Source organism: Rhodoferax sp., assembly GCF_025354435.1.
GTDB lineage: Bacteria > Pseudomonadota > Gammaproteobacteria > Burkholderiales > Burkholderiaceae_C > Rhodoferax_B.
Genome location: NZ_JANXMU010000027.1, coordinates 55,816 through 74,627, shown reverse-complemented (window position 1 = coordinate 74,627; position 18,812 = coordinate 55,816). Strand labels below are relative to the sequence as shown.

Annotated in this window: 21 protein-coding genes; 4 read left to right on the top strand and 17 right to left on the bottom strand. The window is 61.7% G+C overall.

What is annotated here, in order from left to right:
* Positions 1 to 65: 65 nt before the first annotated feature.
* Positions 66 to 440, bottom strand: coding sequence for a hypothetical protein (locus Q0T48_RS06975; RefSeq protein ID WP_295954281.1), 375 nt, complete (start codon positions 438 to 440; stop codon positions 66 to 68).
* Between the two features lie 156 nt (positions 441 to 596).
* The gene (gene lexA / locus Q0T48_RS06970) at positions 597 to 1,262 is read right to left on the bottom strand and encodes a transcriptional repressor LexA (RefSeq protein ID WP_295954278.1); all 666 of its coding nucleotides are present in this window, start codon (positions 1,260 to 1,262) and stop codon (positions 597 to 599) included.
* A 96-nt stretch (positions 1,263 to 1,358) separates the two neighbouring features.
* Here lexA and Q0T48_RS06965 point away from each other — a divergent pair, with 96 nt between their 5' ends.
* The gene (locus Q0T48_RS06965) at positions 1,359 to 2,378 is read left to right on the top strand and encodes an asparaginase (protein ID WP_295954275.1); all 1,020 of its coding nucleotides are present in this window, start codon (positions 1,359 to 1,361) and stop codon (positions 2,376 to 2,378) included.
* A gap of 48 nt (positions 2,379 to 2,426) precedes the next feature.
* Here Q0T48_RS06965 and adk read toward each other — a convergent pair whose 3' ends face one another.
* The 6 genes from adk to Q0T48_RS06935 form a co-directional block, all read right to left on the bottom strand.
* Positions 2,427 to 3,083 (bottom strand): adenylate kinase, encoded by a 657-nt coding sequence (gene adk, locus Q0T48_RS06960; RefSeq protein ID WP_295954273.1) that lies wholly within the window; start codon positions 3,081 to 3,083, stop codon positions 2,427 to 2,429.
* 94 nt (positions 3,084 to 3,177) lie between these two features.
* Positions 3,178 to 3,933: a 3-deoxy-manno-octulosonate cytidylyltransferase gene (kdsB, locus tag Q0T48_RS06955; RefSeq protein ID WP_295954271.1), complete on the bottom strand. Its 756-nt coding sequence runs from the start codon at positions 3,931 to 3,933 to the stop codon at positions 3,178 to 3,180.
* Positions 3,930 to 4,112: a Trm112 family protein gene (locus Q0T48_RS06950; protein ID WP_295954268.1), complete on the bottom strand. Its 183-nt coding sequence runs from the start codon at positions 4,110 to 4,112 to the stop codon at positions 3,930 to 3,932. Before Q0T48_RS06950 ends, kdsB begins: the two co-directional genes overlap by 4 nt.
* A gap of 10 nt (positions 4,113 to 4,122) precedes the next feature.
* The gene (gene lpxK / locus Q0T48_RS06945) at positions 4,123 to 5,115 is read right to left on the bottom strand and encodes a tetraacyldisaccharide 4'-kinase (protein ID WP_295954264.1); all 993 of its coding nucleotides are present in this window, start codon (positions 5,113 to 5,115) and stop codon (positions 4,123 to 4,125) included.
* 1 nt (position 5,116) lies between these two features.
* The gene (locus Q0T48_RS06940; RefSeq protein ID WP_295954261.1) at positions 5,117 to 5,533 is read right to left on the bottom strand and encodes a biopolymer transporter ExbD; all 417 of its coding nucleotides are present in this window, start codon (positions 5,531 to 5,533) and stop codon (positions 5,117 to 5,119) included.
* 19 nt (positions 5,534 to 5,552) lie between these two features.
* Entirely contained in the window at positions 5,553 to 6,185 is a 633-nt protein-coding gene (locus Q0T48_RS06935; RefSeq protein WP_295954255.1) for a MotA/TolQ/ExbB proton channel family protein, read from the bottom strand.
* A 395-nt stretch (positions 6,186 to 6,580) separates the two neighbouring features.
* Between Q0T48_RS06935 and xseA the strand changes: the two genes are divergently transcribed.
* Positions 6,581 to 7,912 (top strand): exodeoxyribonuclease VII large subunit, encoded by a 1,332-nt coding sequence (gene xseA, locus Q0T48_RS06930; RefSeq protein WP_295954289.1) that lies wholly within the window; start codon positions 6,581 to 6,583, stop codon positions 7,910 to 7,912.
* A gap of 55 nt (positions 7,913 to 7,967) precedes the next feature.
* Positions 7,968 to 8,549, top strand: coding sequence for a Fe-Mn family superoxide dismutase (locus Q0T48_RS06925; protein WP_295954253.1), 582 nt, complete (start codon positions 7,968 to 7,970; stop codon positions 8,547 to 8,549).
* A 42-nt stretch (positions 8,550 to 8,591) separates the two neighbouring features.
* Here the strand turns inward: Q0T48_RS06925 and Q0T48_RS06920 are convergent, their stop codons facing one another.
* Positions 8,592 to 9,056, bottom strand: coding sequence for a DUF192 domain-containing protein (locus tag Q0T48_RS06920; RefSeq protein ID WP_295954250.1), 465 nt, complete (start codon positions 9,054 to 9,056; stop codon positions 8,592 to 8,594).
* Positions 9,057 to 9,212: 156 nt separating this feature from the next.
* Between Q0T48_RS06920 and icd the strand changes: the two genes are divergently transcribed.
* Positions 9,213 to 10,472 (top strand): NADP-dependent isocitrate dehydrogenase, encoded by a 1,260-nt coding sequence (gene icd / locus Q0T48_RS06915; RefSeq protein WP_295954286.1) that lies wholly within the window; start codon positions 9,213 to 9,215, stop codon positions 10,470 to 10,472.
* A 71-nt stretch (positions 10,473 to 10,543) separates the two neighbouring features.
* On the opposite strand, the gene Q0T48_RS06910 is transcribed toward icd, so the two are convergent.
* The 8 genes from Q0T48_RS06910 to nirD all read right to left on the bottom strand — a co-directional run bounded on the left by Q0T48_RS06910 (position 10,544) and on the right by nirD (position 18,755).
* Entirely contained in the window at positions 10,544 to 11,623 is a 1,080-nt protein-coding gene (locus Q0T48_RS06910; protein WP_295954247.1) for a nucleotidyltransferase family protein, read from the bottom strand.
* A complete protein-coding gene (locus Q0T48_RS06905) occupies positions 11,620 to 12,537 on the bottom strand; it encodes an HprK-related kinase A (RefSeq protein ID WP_295954244.1) in 918 nt (305 codons plus the stop codon). Before Q0T48_RS06905 ends, Q0T48_RS06910 begins: the two co-directional genes overlap by 4 nt.
* Positions 12,534 to 12,782 (bottom strand): HPr-rel-A system PqqD family peptide chaperone, encoded by a 249-nt coding sequence (locus tag Q0T48_RS22040; RefSeq protein ID WP_366887941.1) that lies wholly within the window; start codon positions 12,780 to 12,782, stop codon positions 12,534 to 12,536. The genes Q0T48_RS06905 and Q0T48_RS22040 overlap by 4 nt, the downstream gene beginning before the upstream one ends.
* Positions 12,783 to 12,853: 71 nt before the next feature.
* A complete protein-coding gene (locus tag Q0T48_RS06900; RefSeq protein ID WP_295954242.1) occupies positions 12,854 to 13,489 on the bottom strand; it encodes a hypothetical protein in 636 nt (211 codons plus the stop codon).
* Between the two features lie 244 nt (positions 13,490 to 13,733).
* A complete protein-coding gene (gene cobA, locus Q0T48_RS06895) occupies positions 13,734 to 14,498 on the bottom strand; it encodes a uroporphyrinogen-III C-methyltransferase (RefSeq protein WP_295954284.1) in 765 nt (254 codons plus the stop codon).
* Between the two features lie 65 nt (positions 14,499 to 14,563).
* Positions 14,564 to 15,499: a DNA-binding protein YbiB gene (gene ybiB / locus Q0T48_RS06890; protein WP_295954240.1), complete on the bottom strand. Its 936-nt coding sequence runs from the start codon at positions 15,497 to 15,499 to the stop codon at positions 14,564 to 14,566.
* Between the two features lie 61 nt (positions 15,500 to 15,560).
* Positions 15,561 to 18,362: a nitrate reductase gene (locus Q0T48_RS06885; protein WP_295954237.1), complete on the bottom strand. Its 2,802-nt coding sequence runs from the start codon at positions 18,360 to 18,362 to the stop codon at positions 15,561 to 15,563.
* 12 nt (positions 18,363 to 18,374) lie between these two features.
* Positions 18,375 to 18,755: a nitrite reductase small subunit NirD gene (gene nirD, locus Q0T48_RS06880; protein ID WP_295954234.1), complete on the bottom strand. Its 381-nt coding sequence runs from the start codon at positions 18,753 to 18,755 to the stop codon at positions 18,375 to 18,377.
* Positions 18,756 to 18,812: the final 57 nt, after the last annotated feature.

Here is an 18,812-nt window from a genome sequence, read left to right as displayed (position 1 = left end):
GTGCCCGCCAGCGGGGCTGATATTTGTGCCCGGGGACCGGTGTGGTGCTGGCGGAATGCCTGGCTTTATTGCAGCAATGGGCCGCTGCGGGCGGTAGATTCAAGGGCGGCCATGCGGTCCAGTTCGGCGCAGACATCGGCCATGCGGCCCGAGATGCGCATGCGACCGGCACTGGCGGCCGACTGAGGCGTATCGATGACCCGTAGCACCCGCACCGGGCGGCGTGGCGCGGCCGGGGGCGGGGTGTTGCAGCTGGGGCGGGTGGGCCAGGCGGGTACCGTACTGGGGTGGTTGGCGCAGTTGGGGGTCCACGCGGCGGCCGGGCGTGAAGCCTGGGTGGGGCGCTGAGCGCGCTTGTGCGGTGCACTGGCGGTGAGCCAGCCCACCAGACCTTGGAATGAACCCAGCAAACCCGTAGGTGAAAACGAAGCGATACCCATAGGACCTCCCCAACAAGCGGTGTTGAATACGGACGAAACGGTGGCTGTAAAACTGAATTTACGCGGACAGTGGTGGTGGCGGGGCGCTCCCGCAGGCTGCTACGCTTTACAAGAAATTACGTTTGGCGCAGTGGCGTCGCGGCGCAGGTGGCGTAGCTACATCAGCAAAGTGTTGCGGATGAGCCCGACCGCCAGGCCTTCGATGGCGAAGCTTTCTTCCGGATCGACCACGATGGTGGGGTAATCGGGGTTTTCGGGCAGCAGCTCAATCAGGTTCTTGGTGCGGCGGTAGCGCTTGACGGTGACATCGTCGCCCAGCCGGGCCACCACGATCTGGCCGTTTTTGGCATCGGTGGCAGACTGCACAGCCAGCAGGTCGCCATCGAGGATGCCGATATCGCGCATGGACATACCGCGCACCTTGAGCAGGTAGTCAGGCTTGTGGCGGAACATGCTGGCTTCGACGTGGTAGGTTTGGTCTACATGTTCCTGCGCCAAAATCGGGGAGCCTGCAGCGACCCGGCCTATCAGGGGCAGGGCGAGTTGGCTGATCATGTTCTGCAGGCGCGATTCGTTGATGGAGCGCAGGGTGTCGCTTTTAAGGCGGATGCCGCGCGAGGTGCCGCTGACCAGCTCGATGGCGCCTTTGCGGGCCAGGGCTTGCAGGTGCTCTTCGGCGGCGTTGGCCGACTTGAAGCCCAGGGTGTTGGCGATTTCGGCCCGGGTGGGCGGCGCGCCGGTACGGGCGATGGCGGACTGGATCAGCTCCAGAATCTGCTGCTGGCGGGCGGTGAGTTTGGGGGGGAACAGTGGCAGATCCATGGGGTGACTCCTGAGCGGGACCGGGTAGGCTAGCGGGGATGGCTGTTTTAATATCCAGTGACTGTATTTTTAACCAGTTTTTGAAAGTTTGCAAGCATGGCGGTGAATTCAAGTTCTTTCAAGATCGTGGTGCTGGGCACCGGTGGCACGATTGCAGGCCGCGCCAGCCGCGCGGGCGACAACCTGGGCTATACCGCGGGCGAAGTGGGCGTGGCGCAGCTGCTGGAGTCGCTGGGTGAGTACGGGGCGGCCGGGGTGGCGCTGGTGGCCGAGCAGGTGGCGCAGGTGGACAGCAAGGACATGGGTTTTGCCCTGTGGCAGCAGTTGGCGGCGCGCTGCGACCACTGGCTGGCGCAGGCCGACGTGGCGGGCATTGTCATCACCCATGGCACCGATACGCTGGAGGAAACCGCGTACTTCTTGCAGGCGGTGCTAAATCCGGCCAAGCCGGTGGTGCTGACCTGTGCCATGCGCCCGGCCACGGCCCTGGTGCCGGACGGGCCGCAAAACCTGCTGGACGCCGTGGCCGTGGCTGCCACACCGGGCGCACGCGGCGTGGTGGTGGTGTGTGCGGGTAATATCCACAGCGCGCGCGATGTGCAAAAGGTGCACAGCTACAAGGTGGATGCGTTTGCCTCGGGCGACGCAGGGCTGATCGGGCTGGTGGAGGAGGGCCGGGTACGCCTGCTGCGGTCCTGGCCGTCGGCAGTAGATTTTTATGAGGAAAATAGGCCTCTAGCGCATGTGCTATCTGCACAGGTAGCTATCAAAAGTATAGTTTTGAGCAGCCTACCTGCCAGCAGCTGGCCGCGGGTAGAGATCGTGCTGAACTACGCCGGGGCCAGCGGTTTGCAGGTGGATGCGCTGGTGGGCCAGGGCACAAATAGCGTAAAGGGCATTGTGGTGGCCGGCACCGGCAACGGTACGCTGCATGCGGACCTGCAGGCGGCTTTGCTGCAGGCCATGGCGCAAGGGGTGCGGGTGCTGCGCTCCACGCGCTGTGTGTTTGGCCGGGTGCTGGGCACGGCGGCAGACGCGATTCCCGACGCACAGGGCCTGTCGCCGGTCAAGGCACGGATTGCCTTGCTGTTGGAATTACTGGTTCTACAGGCGTAAAAAAGCCGCCCGGCATCACACCGGGCGGTTTTTCAGAAAAGTTGACGCTCAGGCGGCCAGTGCGGCAAAGGCCCGGGCAGTGATTTCATCGACGCTACCGGTGCCACTGATGGCGCGGTACTTGGGCGCGGCGCTAGGTTCGTTGCGGGCCCAGCTGGAGTAGTAGTCGACCAGCGGACGGGTCTGGGCGCTGTACACCTCAAGTCGCTTGCGCACGGTTTCTTCCTGGTCATCGGGGCGCTGGACCAGTGGTTCGCCGGTGATGTCGTCGATACCTTCGACCTTGGGTGGGTTGAACTTGACGTGGTAGGTGCGGCCCGAGGCAGGGTGCGAGCGGCGGCCGCTCATGCGTTCGATGATGGCATCGAAGGGTACGTCGATTTCCAGCACGTAGTCGAGCTTGACCCCGGCGGCCTTCATCGCATCGGCCTGGGGCAGGGTGCGGGGGAAGCCATCGAACAGGCAGCCGTTGGCGCAGTCGGGCTGGGTCAGGCGCTCTTTGACCAGGTTGATGATCAGGTCGTCGCCGACCAGGCCACCAGACTTCATCACCGCGTCGGCCTGCAGGCCCAGCGGCGTACCGGCCTTAACGGCTGCGCGCAGCATGTCACCGGTGGAGATTTGCGGGATGCCGTATTTTTGACAGATGAAAGTGGCTTGCGTGCCCTTGCCGGCGCCGGGTGCGCCCAACAATATGAGTCTCATGGAAATATCCTCGAAGTGTTTAAAACTGCGCGGCGTTGCTGGCGGGCTTGTGCTAAGCCGCAACGCTTCATTGCGCATGAGGATACCAGAGGCTTCAGTACAGTTTGCTTACGCGTTCCAGGTCTTCGGGCGTGTCCACGCCTGCGCCAGGGGCATGGTCGGTGACGTGTACCGCGATGCGGTAGCCGTGCCATTGGGCACGCAGCTGTTCCAGCGCCTCGCTGACCTCGATCGGGGCCTGGGCCAGGGTCGGAAACAGGCGTAGAAATCCGGCGCGGTAGGCGTAAATCCCTATGTGGCGCAGCGGTGCCGGGCTGGGCAGGCTTTGAAAGCTTTTGTCGGCCGTGGCCCCGTCGCGCCACCAGGGGATGGGCGCGCGGCTGAAGTACAGGGCGTGCTGCTGCGCGTCCAGCACCACTTTGACGACGTTGGGGTTGGTGAATTCGGCCAGGCTGGCGATGGCGTGGGCGGCGGTGGCCATGCTGGCGCTGGGGCGCTGCTCCAGCAGGCTGGCTACGTCGTTGATCAGTGCGGGGTCGATCAGCGGCTCGTCGCCTTGCACGTTGACCACCAGGTCGTCGCCGTCCAGACCCAGCAGGGTGCAGGCCTCGGCCAGGCGGTCGCTGCCAGAGGGGTGGTCGGCGCGGGTCAGCACGGTCTCGATGCCATGGACGGCACAGGCATCCAGGATGGACGCGCTGTCGGTCACCACCACGATGCGCTGGGCCTGGGACAGCCGGGCGCGCTGGGCCGTGCGGACCACCATGGGCACGCCGCCCAGCAGGGCCAGCGGCTTGTTGGGCAGGCGGGTGGAGGCCAGCCGGGCAGGGATCAGGACGGTGAAGTTCACAGGCCGAGTTCCTCGTCGCTCAAGGTGCGGGCTTCGTTCTCCAGCAGCACGGGAATGCCATCGCGCACCGGGTAGGCAAGGCGGGCGCTGCGTGAAGTCAGCTCTTGGCGTTCGCGGTCGTATTGCAGCGGGCCTTTGGTCACGGGGCAGACCAGCAGCTCCAGAAGTTTGCTATCCATGGGGAAAATCTCAATCGGGGTGGGGTGTGGATGATAGCCACGGATCGACGCGCTGGTCCAGGGCCTGCCAGAAGCCTGCGTCTATCGCCAGCACCAAAGGCACGGCCAGTGCGTCGGGCTGGTGCAGCCAGAGTTTGACAGCATCTTTTTCGGTGCAGATCACGGTCTGACCCGCATTCCGCATGCGCGTCCAGCTATCAAAGTTGTAGTGATCTGGTAAGGCCCGTGTCTCCGCGAGCGCCAGCCCCACTGAGCGCAGCATGCTGAAAAAATGCGCTGGCTGTGCGATGGCCGCCACGGCCAGTAGGGCGGAGTGGTGCAGTGACGCTAGCGGGATGCGCGTGCCATCCGCCTGCACGGCGTGGTCGGCCAGGGTGCGCTGGGCGCGCCAGCCGGCAAATGCCGGGTTCGCGCCGCTGTGCAGCACCAGGTCGACAGCACGCGGCCAGGCTTCGCGCAGCGGTCCGGCGGGCAGCAAAAAGCCATTTCCCATGCCACGGTCGTCAAAAATGCAAATCTCGAGGTCGCGGTGCAGGGCGTGGTGCTGCAGGCCGTCGTCACACACAATGAGTTGGGTGCCGGGGTAGGCCGCCAGCAGAGCTTGGGCGGCCTGCAGGCGCTGGCTTGCCACAAACACCGGTACCTTGCAGCTGCGTTGCACCAGCGCGGGCTCGTCGCCTACCTCTGACGGCAGGCTGTCGGGCCGTACTTCACGGCAATCGGTGCTGTTGCGGCCATAGCCGCGTGACACCACGCCGACCCGCACGCCGCGCGCCGTCCAGTGCTGCACCAGGGCCATCACCACCGGGGTTTTGCCCGAACCGCCCGCCACCACATTGCCCACCACGATGACCGGCACGGACACACGTCCCGATTTTTTGAGATGCAGGCGGTACAGCAGGCGGCGCACCCCGGCCAGCACGCCGTACAGCAGCGACAAGGGCCACAGCAGCCAGGCTTGCCAGCCGCGCCGCTGCCAGATGCGCAGCAGGGTCTGTTCCACGTTACTTTGGTGTGGACTGGGTGGCAAAGGTGATCTGGTTCAGCCCGGAGCGGCGGGCGGCTTCCATCACGGTGATGACTGACTGGTGGGTGGCGCTGGCATCGGCGCTGATGATGACCACCATGTCTTTGCTGCCATGGGCCGCGTTGACCAAGGCCAGCGACAGGGCTTCGATGCTGCGCCCATCGACCGCGCCCTTGTTGATGGCGTAGCGGCCATCGCTGCTGACCGCTACTATGATTTCCTTGGGGTAGTCGCGCTGGGCATCGGTGTTGGCCACGGGCAGGGTGATCTGCAGTTCGGTGAACTTGCTGTAGGTGGTGGACAGCATCAAAAAGATCAGCACCACCAGCAGCACGTCGATGAACGGGATGAGGTTGATCTCGGGCTCTTCCTGGTGGCGGTGGCGAAAGTTCATGGGGAGTGCCTTCGCGGTGTTACGGGCGCTTGCGCACGGCGTTCAGGTGGCGGGCAAACTGGTCTGCGGCCAGTTCCAGGGTCATCAGGTATTCGTCCACCCGGGCCCGGAAATAGCGCCAGAAGATCAGCGACGGAATCGCCACGATCAGGCCAAAGGCGGTGTTGTACAGCGCCACCGAGATGCCGTGGGCCAACTGCGCGGGGTTGCCACCCATGCCGCCGCCATTGCCCTGCGAGCCAAAGATGTCGATCATGCCGATCACCGTGCCCAGCAGGCCCAGCAAGGGCGCAGCCGAGGCGATGGTGGCCAGGGCGCTGAGGTATTTCTCCAGCTTGTGGGCTACTGCGCGGCCAGCGCTTTCCATGGCGGCGCGTACATCCTCGTCGCTGCACTTGGGGTGGGTGTTGAGCACCCGCAGGCCACTGGCCAGTACTTCGCCCAGGCTGGAGTTTTGTGCCAGCTGGTTGACGATGCCGGGGGCGGGAATGCTGGTTTGCGAGACCGTCAGCACCTCGTTGAGGAGCTTGGGCGGCACAATTTTGGAGGTTTTGAGGCTCAGGAAACGCTCAATCACCAGGGCCATGGCCAGGATGGAGCAGGCAACCAAGGGCCAAATCGGCCAGCCTGAGGCTTGTATGATCGAAAACAATATAGCTCTCCGCACGAACCTGGGGGCGCTGCCAGCGGGTGCTAGCGGTACCAACAAGTTGTTTCAAGTTGATTAATGCCTGCCGATTATGGCTTAGCCGACCCGGGGCCCGCCGCTTTGTTCGATCGCCGGTCCGCACCCTGCGGTTCACCCACATTTCCTGTGGATAACTTTGTGAAGAACTCGGGCGCGATCGCCGCAAATCCAGCGCCCATGCGGGCTTGTGACACTTCGATGAAAAATTAAGCAGAAAAATTCCAATTGAAATCAAGCACTTACCACAATAAATCAGCTCTCTTGAGAATGCCCTGGCTGTTTTTGGGCACCTTGGAGACAAAGTCCGCGCCTGTGGAGCACTTCGTATCCGAATGTTGCTTTTTGACGCGCCAACACTGATGGTCGGCTACCAAAACCCAGCATTGGTGCCGCAAATCTGGCCAGTTGGGGCGCTGTGCCGCGCCATTGCTGACACCTTGGAGGCGCGCTTCAATCCTGTCGCGGTGCGCGGGGAGATTTCGGGCTTCTCGCGCGCATCCAGCGGGCATTGCTACTTCAACCTCAAGGATGGGCAAGGCCAAATCCGCTGTGCCATGTTCCGCCGCGCCGCGAGCCTGCTGGACTTTGCGCCGCGCGACGGCGAGCTGATCGAGGTGCGGGGCCGCCTGGGCGTGTACGAGCCGCGGGGCGATTTACAACTGATCGTGGAGAGCATGGGCAGGGCGGGGCAGGGGGCCTTGTTCGAACAGTTCTTGCGGCTCAAGGCGCAGCTGGAGGCCGAGGGCCTGTTCGACCCGGCCCGCAAACGCCCACTGCCCTTGCTACCGCGCGGCATTGGCGTGGTTACGTCCCTGGGGGCCGCGGCTTTGCATGACGTGGTGGCCGCCTTGCAGCGCCGCGTGCCGCACATCCCGGTGGTGTTGGCCCCGGCTTTGGTGCAGGGTGCTGCGGCACCAGGTGAACTGGTTAAGGCGCTATTAAATCTATACCAGTATGCGCAGGCTGAATCTACGCTAGAGATCGATTTGATGCCTAAAAATAGCGTACACATCGACCTGATCCTGCTGGTGCGTGGTGGCGGCTCATTGGAGGATTTGTGGGGCTTTAACGACGAGCAGCTGGCCCGCACTATCGCCCGTAGCCCGGTACCCGTCGTCAGTGGCGTGGGGCACGAGACCGACTTCACTATTGCCGACTTTGTGGCCGACCTGCGCGCACCCACGCCCACCGCAGCCGCCGAGCTGGCAGCCCAGCCGCGCGACGTCTGGCTGGGGGCCTTGGGCCTGGCCGGGCAGCGTCTGCAAGATGCCGTGACACGCCAGCTCGACACCCAGGCCCAGCGGCTGGACAGCGCGGCCCAGCGCCTGGGCCGCCCGTCGGGCCTGGTGGCGCGCCAGCAGTGGAAGCTGGGCCAGCAGGCCCAGCGGCTGCGGTACGCGGCGCTATCGAATATGCAGCGAAAAGCCATGGTGCTGTCTGCGCTAGAAGCCAATTTTCCTGTTAAATTTAAAACGGCGATGGACCAGCAGCATGCGCGTCTGGATCGGGCAGGCCGCAGCCTGGCTTTGCTTGACCCGCTGCTGGTGCTGCAACGCGGCTATGCCTTGCTGCGCACCGCCGAGGGCGCACCCTTGACCAGCGTGCGGCAGGCGGCCCCTGGGCAGGCTGCAACGGCCGTCCTGGCCGATGGTGAGGTTGATCTCCATGTCCTACAGACGCGCCACAATTAGTTCCTACAATTGCACCGTTAGCTACCAAACCACCACCCACCCCACGAGGAAAAATATGGAACATACCCTGCCAGCACTGCCTTACGCGATCGACGCTTTGGCCCCCGCGTACTCGCAAGAAACTCTGGAGTTTCACCACGGCAAGCACCACAACGCGTATGTGGTCAACCTCAACAACCTGCAAAAGGGCACCGAGTTTGAAGCGCTGACGCTGGAAGAAATCATCAAGAAGTCCAGCGGCGGCATTTACAACAATTCTGCCCAGATCTGGAACCACACCTTCTTCTGGAACTGCATGAAGCCCCAGGGCGGCGGCGAGCCCACCGGCGCGTTGGCTGCAGCCATCAACGCCAAATTCGGCTCTTACGCTGAATTCAAGGCCGCTTTCGTTAAGTCGGCTGTGGGCAACTTCGGTTCCGGCTGGACCTGGCTGGTGAAGAAGCCTGACGGCACGGTAGACATGGTCAACACCGGCGCTGCCGGTACGCCTCTGACCACCGCCGACAAGGCCCTGCTGACCGTGGACGTGTGGGAGCACGCCTACTACATCGACTACCGCAACATGCGCCCCAAGTTTGTCGAAACCTTCCTGGAAAAGCTGGTGAACTGGGGTTTTGCCGAAGCCAACTTCGCTTAAGTTCCAGCGCCCACAAAAAAGCCCGTCTTGGACGGGCTTTTTTTATTTGGCCATCTCAAACGGTTTTCCGCCGAGTTTGCTACCCGCCTTGATGCCCTTCTTGGCAAACCAGCCGACGTTCATCTCCAGCACGTAACGCACCGGTTTGGTCGAGCAATGCGAGTCGGTGGTTTGCGGCTTCATGTCGGCCAGGTTAACAATGACCCCATGATCGTCCACAAAGGCCGCCGTTAACGGCAGGATGGTGTTTTTCATCCAGAAGCACTGGGTGCCGGGTTGCTCGAATACAAACAGCATGCCCTCTTGCTGCGGCATTGCGCGGCGGAACATCAGGCCGATTTCACGTTGCTCGGGGGCCAAGGCCAGCTGGGTGTCGATCTGGTAAATGCCCGCCGTCAGCGCGGTGCGGGGCAGGTTCATTTGCGGGCCATCCTGGGCCAAGGCGGAGCCACCCACTAGCGATAGCGCCAACACGGCGTGGACGGCATAAGAAAGGGTTTTGGGCATGGCAGGGCAGTTTATGAAATAAAGGGATTTTGGCAGCAGTGCAGCGCCTATTCGCTTACTTTACGAGGGGTTGACAGGCTGCCGGGTTACAGGGGTGCCACAGGATAAAGTTAAACTTGATTGGCTATCTATTTTTCGCCATCCCACGGAGCTCCCATTTCCATGTACCAGCACATCACCATACCCGCTGACGGCACAAAAATAACCGTCAACGCGGACTTTTCCCTGAACGTGCCCGACCAGCCCATCATCCCCTTCATCGAAGGTGACGGCACTGGCCAGGACATCACGCCGGTGATGTTAAAGGTGGTGGACGCAGCCGTGGCCAAGGCCTATGGCGGCCAGAAAAAGATCCACTGGATGGAGGTTTTTGCCGGGGAAAAGTCCACCAAGGTCTACGGCCCCGACGAATGGCTGCCCAAGGAAACCTTGGAGGCCATCAAGGACTACGTGGTGTCCATCAAGGGCCCGTTGACTACGCCCGTGGGTGGCGGCATCCGTTCGCTCAACGTGGCCTTGCGACAGGAGTTGGACCTGTACGTCTGCCTGCGCCCGGTGCAGTACTTTGACGGCGTGCCCTCGCCGGTGAAAGAGCCGCACAAGACCGACATGGTGATCTTTCGCGAGAACTCCGAAGATATTTATGCCGGGATCGAGTTTGAAGCCGAGTCCGACAAGGCCAAGAAGCTAATCAAGTTTTTGCAAGAAGAAATGGGTGTCAAGAAAATCCGTTTCCCCAATACTTCTGGCATCGGCGTGAAGCCCGTGTCGCGCGAAGGCACCGAGCGCCTGGTGCGCAAGGCCCTGCAATACACCATCGACAACGACAAGCCCAACCTGACCATTGTGCACAAGGGCAACATCATGAAGTTCACAGAAGGTGGCTTCCGGGACTGGGCGTACTCGCTGGCGCAAAAAGAATTTGGTGCCGAGCTGATCGACGGCGGCCCGTGGATGCGTTTCAAGAACCCCAAGTCGGGCAAGGAAATTGTCGTCAAGGACGTGATTGCCGATGCGTTCTTGCAGCAAATCCTGCTCCGCCCCGCCGAGTACAGCGTGATTGCCACGCTGAACCTGAACGGCGATTACATCTCTGACGCGCTGGCCGCCCAGGTTGGCGGAATCGGCATTGCACCGGGTGCCAATATGTCGGATTCTGTGGCCTGCTTTGAAGCCACCCACGGCACCGCGCCCAAGTACGCAGGCAAGGACTACGTCAACCCAGGTTCCGAAATTTTGTCGGCCGAAATGATGCTGCGCCACATGGGCTGGTTCGAAGCCGCTGACCTGATCATCGCGTCCATGAAGCGCTCGATTGCCAGCAAGAGGGTTACCTACGACTTCGCTCGGCTGATGGAGGGCGCGACACAGGTGAGCTGCTCGGGCTTTGGCGAGGTGATGATCGAAAACATGTAAGCACTTCGCTTTCCAACCAAGCCCCTGCGCTGTTGCAACGCAGGGGCTTTTGCATTTGGTGGATGGGTTGGCTAAGGCTTCTTGGGGAAGCGCTGCATCCAGGATTTGCGTAGCAGGTGCGGCACCAGTAGATGCATGGGCATGCGCAAGGCGTGCGAACGCACGTACAACAGCCAACGGGCCAGCTTTGTCCAGCGGCTGTCGCAGCTGGGGTGGTTGGGTTGCAGCGCTAGGCCCAGCATCCAGGCCATCAGCGCGCGCGAGAGTGGGTTAGGCTCCATTTTGCCCAGACGGTCCTCCCACTGGAGCGGCGGAATGAAGTTAAACAGACGGCGCAGATGGAACAAGGCGTGGAACAGCGGGATTTGCAGGCCCAGTTCGTCGGCGCGGCTCAGCAAGGTATCCCAAAAGCCGGGCTGTTTCTGGAAATCTTTGAACAGATCGTGCAAGTCCAGCAAGTCGCGCAGGCCGTGCCCGAATTCACCCTCCTGGAAGAGGTGCACCGCGCTGTGCAGCACCATGTCCACAGGAGCCAGTACAAACAGACCCGGGTAGCCCGCCAGAGGCTGGATGTTGCGTAGCAGTTTCTGGCCATCCACCTTGAACCGCGAGGTGGGCGGGGTGATGGTGTGGTGCAGGTCGATATATGACTGGCGGTGTATGTGCCGCAACGGGGGGATTTCGTGCATCCATTCCCGGTAGTACCGCTCGTTGTAGGCATCCCGCTCGTCGGAGATCCAGCCCGCGCCGAAGAGCGCGTTCTCGGTGGATTCGATATGGTCGTGGGGCACCAGAATGTCGATGTCGGAAAACAGGCGGCCCCGCGCGGTCGACAGATTGGCCATCAGGTAGGCGGCACCCTTGAGCAGGATGATGGGGGTATCCACACCGTGTAAGGCACGGCGGATACAGTCAACCTCCCACCGAACTTCGTGCTGCTGCCGGTCTGCAAGCCGCAAAGCTCCTTCCAGGTGGGGGCGTGGGCCGTCGGGGACGTCACGCAGAAGGTCTTTGTCGACGTGCAGGTAGGCCAGGCGTGCCAACAGGCTGGACTGGCGGGCTTGGCCGAACAAGGCCTCCCATTCGCGTACCGATAATTCGGGCCGCCAACCGGAATGTGCCCAGACGGTCATCAGCAGGTTGGGACTCAATCGTTCCTCCTGGCGACCAAATCGTCAAATGCGGCCACCGCGTCGTCGAGCTGGCTGTACTGAAAATCGTAGCAATCGCTGGCATCGATCACTTTGGACAGCACCTCGAAGCCTTTGAGGCCCAGCACCATGTAGTTGAACGAGTTGCGACCCAGTTCCAGCATGCTGTTGGCTTTGGAGCGCGGAACCATCTGGGGCGGCGAGCCCGCCACGTATTTCGGAAAAACCACCCAGCGTGGCTGGGCCGTCTCATCAATGCGCTCGATGTGGGCCGATGGAACTTGCATCAGCGCAACGCGGCCTTTGGAGGTGTCATGCACTTCCTTGCTGAACACGGCACCGGGTACAAAGTTGCGCATCACCTCGATGGACTGGTTCTTCAGGCTGATGGGGCGGCCCAGGGGCGTGATGGCGGTGCCGGTGAGCGAAATCAGCGCTAGTTCATCCGACAACAGACGCCAGCCGCGGTGTACCAGGCCTGCACACAAGGTGCTTTTGCCAGATCCTGGCGGGGCCGGCATGACCACGGCGCAACCTTCTTTCTCGATCACTGCGGAATGGAGCAGAAGATAGTGGTGTGCGTGCATGGAGATGCACCAGTTCATGGACCATTCCAGTAATGGAAACGCGTGGTCTTCCGGCAAAGGAACAAAGGGTTCAGTTCCGTCGAACTGAAAAATCGCCTGTCGCCGTAACCATTGCCGCCAACCCGAGCCCGATGCGATCGTCACGGTGTAATCTACAAAATGACTGTCATCCAACACCACATTGTTGGCATAAAGAATAATCAGGTCTTCTGTCAGAGATTTTATTGGCGAAATAATTCGAAATATAAATGGTCCAATTTTTAGAACTAATCCATTATATTTGAGCTTGTTTTTAATCGCTGAGGCTGAGAGCTGTTCTAAATTCACACTCCAACCACTTCCACTAGACCGTGCGAGCAAAGCTCATTCAAAATGGTCTCTACAAGTTCTGTTAAATTGAAACTGTCTGCCAAACGAGGAACGTTGGCTAGCTCATCCACTAGGTTGTTCGGGCTACACACACCATCCAATACGCAATTAACCACAAATGCCCGAACAGCATCAATGCAGTGGGTTTGACCCGAGCCTTCGTCAAAAATAACGTACTCATCATCCCAAGTAGCCCAATGCAATTTGCTGGCTGAATTAATGCGGTATATCAAGTGGTAAAAATATGCCAGTTTATTTTTTACATATCAGTAAATTAATTATGAACTTCCATGTAGCCTTTGAAGAAATTCAAAGCATTGGTGCGCATCGGTTCAGCTGCAAGGTAAAAACCCACTACCTTTGAAGCAAAGTAGGGAAAATTGGTGGCAGGCGAGCCAGGAAGAGAATTTAACAGTGCTGCGATCCAATGAAACTCTTCAGAGCTCGGGTAACTTTTCATGATGTCAATGAGCGTGATACTACCAATGCTGCTGCTTCCGCCAAATACATCGGAAAATTTGGAGTTTTGCGTGAAAGTTTTAGTATCAAAGCTATTGGTTGCAAGGGTAGTTGTTGAATTGTAATTGGGCCAATGGGAAACCATTTTGTAATAGCCTGGGCTGTAGCCCACACAAACATCCGAAACGGTGGTTTGCGAATGGATTGCCGACTGATTTCCTGAGACGGTGCAACGCATTCCGTTGGCGGTTTTGGCTAACGTACCTGTTGCCGCCAAGGTATGCATGGGGATGGCCGCGGCGGCAATCACAGAAGACCCTTTGCCCAGGCTTTTCAACAGCATCCGGCGACGCGCCATTGCATCCGATGTCAGGCCAAAGACGCCCGTTTGCATAGACTCCGCATCGGTTGTTTCAGTTTCAGGCGTTGAAATATTGAGGTTCTTTGACATAGGTAGTCCTGGGCGTTCTTTGAGCGGTCGCTGAATTCGTGCGGATAGCTAGATTACAGCAACTATTGTGCCTTGCTTGAATTATAAAAAAAAGTTCAAGCAATTCAACAGCTTAAAGAGAGTGCGTGTGGAGCAACGCCGCCCTTTTGTGCAAAAAGTCCAAGTGCTGTAAAAAAAACCGACATTCCGTTTTCAAGTGCTTCGGGCGGGCACGGCCGTCGCGCTACCACTGTGTCGCGTTTTTTCAGGCGGTCTGCGCCCGTGCGCCTTCTACCGCTATCTGGATGCCGCGGACCACGTCACCGACCACCATGATGGACGGGCTGCCGAGCTGTTCGCGCACGATGGTGTCAAACAAGGCGCCCAAGGTCGTGACGACATGGCGTTGGGTGGCCAGTGAGACGTTCTGTACGACCGCCACCGGGGTGCTGGCGGGCAGGCTGGTGAGCAGTTCATCCTGGATGCGGCGGGCACCGCTGACACCCATGTAGATCACCAAGGTCAGCTTGGCGCTGCAGGCGGTGGCGGCCAGGGCCTGCCAGTCGGTGCCTTCGTCATTGGGTTTGGCGTGGCCGGTGACGAAGACCACGCCGTGGGCGTGTTCGCGGTGGGTCAGGGGGATGTTCAGCGAGGTGACCGCTGCCAGCCCGGAGGTGATGCCGTTGATGACGCTGACCTGGATGCCTGCGGCCTGCAGGTGTTCGACTTCTTCGCCGCCGCGGCCAAAGATGAACGGGTCGCCGCCCTTGAGGCGCACCACGTTTTCACCTTCGCGGGCGGCCATGATCATCAGCTTTTCGATGAAGGCCTGCGGGGTGGATTTGCAGCCGCCGCGCTTGCCGACGTGGACGATGCGGGCCGTGGGCGAGGCAAAGGCGGTGATTTCGTCGCTCACCAGGTCATCCACCAGCAGCACGGTGGCGGCCTGGATGGCTTTCAGGGCTTTGAGCGTCAGCAGCTCGGGGTCGCCCGGGCCGGCACCGACCAGCGTGCACTGGCCGCCGTGCACGACTTTGGCGGGGGTCAGCTGGTTCACGGTGCCAAAGCTGCTGGGGAAGGGAGTGTCGGTGGGCTTCATACGGTGGCCGGTTCGGTGGTGTTTTGTGTAACTTGTTGTGTTAATTGCAAGATGTGCGCCACTTGCTGGGCGATGGGCGCGGGCACGGGTTTACGCCCGGCCAGCACGTCGCGGATGTAGGTGGCGGTGCTGTCAGCATCGATTTCTTTGGGCAGGTCGGGCACCGCCGCCAGCGGGCCGGACTGGGCTTCTTGCATCAGCGTGGGCTGGCCGCGCAAGTAGCCGGTCATTTGCGGGGCGCGGCGCGCATCGGCCACCACTTCGCCTTCGGTGCCGCGCAGCAGCAGGGCGTTGGATTCCATCAGCGCGAAGGTGGCGGCCATGGACACGGCATATTCGGGGTGCGTGTAGCTGCTGACCACCAGGCTGGGGCCATCCGTGGGTGCCATCAGCTTGACCAGGCTGTGGGCCGGGTTGCGCAGGCCGACGGCGCGGCGCACGTCCAGCAGGCGTTTCAGGCCCGGGCAGAGCAGTTCGGTGGTGGCAAAAGCGACTTTCCCGTTCGCTATTTTTTTAATAGCTGTTAGTGCAGATACATCCAGCGCTAGAAGCACATTTTGTGCGGAAATTCGGGTGGACTCGGTGGCCGTGCCGTGGACCAGCACCGGCAAGCCTTCGCGGGCCAGCAGCAGGGCCAGCAGCGGGGTCAGCACCGGCAGTTTGCGAGCACCGTTGTAGCTGGGCAGCACCACCAACGGACGATCGCAGGCGGGCACCATGGTCAGCCGCGCGTAGGTCGCGTCCAGAAAACCGGCCATTTCGGACTCGGTTTCGCCCTTGATGCGCATGGCCAGGCAGAAGCCGCCCACTTCCAGGTCGGTGACGGTGCCGTCCAGCACTTGGCCGAACAGGTCGGCGGCTTGTGCGCGTGACAAGGCCCGTGCGCCGTCTTTGCCACGGCCGATTTCTTTGATGTATTGGCTGATTCCCATGGCGCGATTGTCGTGGATGGCTGATAACGGATGGTTATTTGCTGAATGACGCGCGCTGCGTTCAAGCGGCTTGCGCCGCGGGCATGCTGGCGCGCACCATTTTGCGCACTTCGGGCAGGCAGGAGCCGCAGTTGGTGCCGCACTTGAGTGCCGTTTGCAACTGGCCCAGGCGCTCGTCTTCAAAGCCGCGGCAGTCCACCAGCGTGGCGCGGATGGCATCGTCGGTAACGTTGAAGCAGGTGCAGATCTGCTTGCCGCGCGCCTTCACCGCCACCGGGGCCTTGCTGCCGGGTACCAACAGCAGGCGGCCATAGGCGAGGGCGGGCAACTGGTCTTGCAGCAGGGTTTTGATCCACACCTCGGCGCTGGTGTCACCCGCCAGCAGGAAGCCGGTGAGTTCGGCGTTGTCTGTCGTGCGTTCGAGCTTGACGGCGCGGCGTTGGCCCCTTTTTTTGTCGGCGTAGCGCAGCACATCCAGGCCACCCAGGCCCAGCAGGGTTTCGATCTGGGCGATGACCTCGTCGGCCACCGCCCCATGGCTGGCGGCGCGGAACAGCAGGCCGGTGCGTTCGCGGCCAAACGGCACCACGCTGGCAAACGGAAACTGCGCCATCAGGCCCTTGAGCTTTTCGCGGGCGGCCAGCGCCTCTGCCTCGGGCAGCCAGGCCACGCCCAGCAGCGACCAGGGCATTTCGGCCTTCAGAATCTTGATGGCGGTGTGCTTGAGTTCGGGCTGCTTGGAGGTGGGGCAAAACGCCGAGTTGGTGAGCGCGTTCACGCCCATCAGCCGCTCGCCGTTGGCGCTCACGCCGCTCAGAAACTCTTCGCCCCAGTGCATGGCGATGAAGGTCTGGCCCATGGCCACGTCGGTGCTGGCCACCAGTGGCACCAGGATGGAGCCGCGCTTGCTGGTCACGTGGACCAGGTCGCCGTCGGTGAGCTGGCGGCGCGCCATGTCTTGCGGGTGCATCTGGATGCTGGGCTCGGCCACGTGGCCGAACAGGCGGCCCAGGGTGCCGGTGCGGCTCATGCCGTGCCACTGGTCGCGCAGGCGGCCGGTGGTGAGTGAGAACGGGTAGCGGGCTTCGCGCGGCTCGGCTACTGGTTTGTAGACGGTGTTGGCAAACTTAGCTTTGCCGTCTGCCGTGGGGAAGATGCCGTTTTCGTACAGGCGCGCCTGGCCGGTGGTTTCGCCTGTGCGCAGCGGCCACTGCTGGGCACCTGCGTCCAGCATGGCGTAGCTCATGCCGGTGATGTCCAGATCCCGGCCCCGGGTGGATTCGCGGTGCTCGTTCCAGATGGATTCGGGGGTCGGGTAGTTGAACAGCTTGGGCGGCCGGGCCAGTTCAGCTTCCAGCAACTGGGCAAATTCCACCGCAATCGACCAGTCGTGGCGCGTCTCGCCGGGCGCGGCCACGGCGGGGCGCACGCGGCTGATGCGGCGCTCGGAATTCGTCACGGTGCCGACTTTTTCGCCCCAGGTGGTGGCGGGTAACAGCAGGTCGGCGTATTCGCAGGTGGTGGTGGTGGCAAAGGCCTCTTGCACGATGACCAGCTCGGCACGCTCCAGAGCGCGGCGCACGGTGGCCTGGTCGGGCATGCTCTGGGCGGGGTTGGTGCAGGCGATCCACAAGGCCTTGATTTCACCGTCAGCGGCGGCCTGGAACATCTCGATGGCGGTTTTGCCGGGCTTGGATGGCACATCGGCCACGCCCCACAGCGCGGCGACTTCGGCGCGGTGCGCGGGGTTGGCCAGGTCGCGGTGACCGCTGAGCAGGTTTGCCATGCCACCCACCTCGCGCCCGCCCATGGCGTTGGGCTGGCCGGTGAGCGAGAACGGGCCCGCGCCGGGCTTGCCGATCTGCGCGGTGGCCAGATGCAGGTTGATCAGCGCAGCGTTTTTGGCCGTGCCGCTGCTGGACTGGTTCATGCCCATGCAGTACAGGCTGAGCGTGGCTTTGCGACGCTGCGGGTCGCCTGATGCTCCCGTGGCAAACCACTGGGCGGCCTGGTGCAGCGCCTCTTTGGTGATGCCGCAGATCTGCGCCACCAGCTCGGGCGTGCAGTCGCGCACCGTGGCTTTCAGGGCCTCGAAGTCGTTGGTGTGGGCTGCTATGTAGGCGGCATCTGTCCAGCCTTCCCACAGCATGATGTGCAGCATGCCGTTGAACAGCATCACGTCGGTGCCGGGTTGGATGGGCAGGTGCAGGTCGGCTATCTCAGCCGTGTCGGTACGGCGCGGGTCGGCCAGGATGATCTTCATCGCCGGGTTCGCGCGTTTCGCGTCTTCGATGCGGCGAAACAGGATGGGGTGCGCCCAGGCCGTGTTGCTGCCGACGATGAAGATGCACTGCGTGTGGTTCACATCGTCGTAGCAGGCCGGGGGCGAATCCGCGCCCAACGTGGTTTTGTAGCCCGCCACCGCGCTGCTCATGCACAGGCGGGAATTGGTGTCCACGTTGTTGGTGCCGATCAAGCCCTTGGCCAGCTTGTTGAAGACGTAGTAGTCCTCGGTGAGCAACTGGCCCGAGATGTAGAAACCCACTGCGTCCGGCCCATGGTCGCGAATCACTTGGGCGAATTTGCGCGTGGCCATGCCCAGGGCGTGGTCCCACGAGACGCGCTTGGGTGCCTGGCCGCGCTGCAGCCGCTGCATGGGGTGGAGCAGGCGGGTTTGCATCGTCACCGCCGCCGTGGCGGTGTGGTGCAGGGTGGATCCCTTGGTGCACAGGCGGCCAAAGTTGGCCGGGTGGTCGGGGTCGCCGCGCACGCCGGTGATTTGCGCGCCGGTGGATTCGATGATCACGCCGCAACCGACACCGCAGTACGGGCAGGTGGACTTGGTTTCTGTGGGGCTGGTCATGGAGCGGGAGAGTTAGGCAGATTGCAAAAGTTTTGGTCCAGCAGTGGGAGGCACACATTCCAGGGCCAGCGTGGCCAGCTCTTCGGGCATCAGGTGCACATTGCCGTTGTCCACCTTGACGCTGAACTTGGGGGTGCAGCCCACGTCGGGCTCGCGCACGCAGCCGTCTTGCAGGTTGATGTTCCAGTTGTGCAGCGGGCAGGCCACGCTGGTGCCGAAGACGATGCCCTGGCTCAGCGGGCCGCCTTTGTGCGGGCAGCGGTCGAGTACGGCAAAAATTTCGTCCTGGTCGTTGCGGAACACGGCCACGTCCATGCCCTGGGCGCGGGTCACGCGGCGGGCGCCGAGTACGGGGATGTCATCGACGCGGCAGATGATTTTCCATTCGCTCATTTTGCTATTCCTTTCGTAGCTGCTAGCGCAGGTACTGCCTGCGCCAGTTGTTGATTT

Bases quoted from the DNA above. Each gene is read 5' to 3' on its own strand.
- Q0T48_RS06920 (WP_295954250.1), bottom strand. From the start codon at position 9,056: ATGCCCAAAACCCTTTCTTATGCCGTCCACGCCGTGTTGGCGCTATCG.
- Q0T48_RS06925 (WP_295954253.1), top strand. From the start codon at position 7,968: ATGGAACATACCCTGCCAGCACTGCCTTACGCGATCGACGCTTTGGCC.
- xseA (WP_295954289.1), top strand. From the start codon at position 6,581: ATGGTCGGCTACCAAAACCCAGCATTGGTGCCGCAAATCTGGCCAGTT.
- Q0T48_RS06950 (WP_295954268.1), bottom strand. From the start codon at position 4,112: ATGGATAGCAAACTTCTGGAGCTGCTGGTCTGCCCCGTGACCAAAGGC.
- Q0T48_RS06900 (WP_295954242.1), bottom strand. From the start codon at position 13,489: ATGTCAAAGAACCTCAATATTTCAACGCCTGAAACTGAAACAACCGAT.
- Q0T48_RS06975 (WP_295954281.1), bottom strand. From the start codon at position 440: ATGGGTATCGCTTCGTTTTCACCTACGGGTTTGCTGGGTTCATTCCAA.
- adk (WP_295954273.1), bottom strand. From the start codon at position 3,083: ATGAGACTCATATTGTTGGGCGCACCCGGCGCCGGCAAGGGCACGCAA.
- ybiB (WP_295954240.1), bottom strand. From the start codon at position 15,499: ATGGGAATCAGCCAATACATCAAAGAAATCGGCCGTGGCAAAGACGGC.
- Q0T48_RS06885 (WP_295954237.1), bottom strand. From the start codon at position 18,362: ATGACCAGCCCCACAGAAACCAAGTCCACCTGCCCGTACTGCGGTGTC.
- Q0T48_RS06940 (WP_295954261.1), bottom strand. From the start codon at position 5,533: ATGAACTTTCGCCACCGCCACCAGGAAGAGCCCGAGATCAACCTCATC.
- Q0T48_RS06965 (WP_295954275.1), top strand. From the start codon at position 1,359: ATGGCGGTGAATTCAAGTTCTTTCAAGATCGTGGTGCTGGGCACCGGT.
- lexA (WP_295954278.1), bottom strand. From the start codon at position 1,262: ATGGATCTGCCACTGTTCCCCCCCAAACTCACCGCCCGCCAGCAGCAG.
- nirD (WP_295954234.1), bottom strand. From the start codon at position 18,755: ATGAGCGAATGGAAAATCATCTGCCGCGTCGATGACATCCCCGTACTC.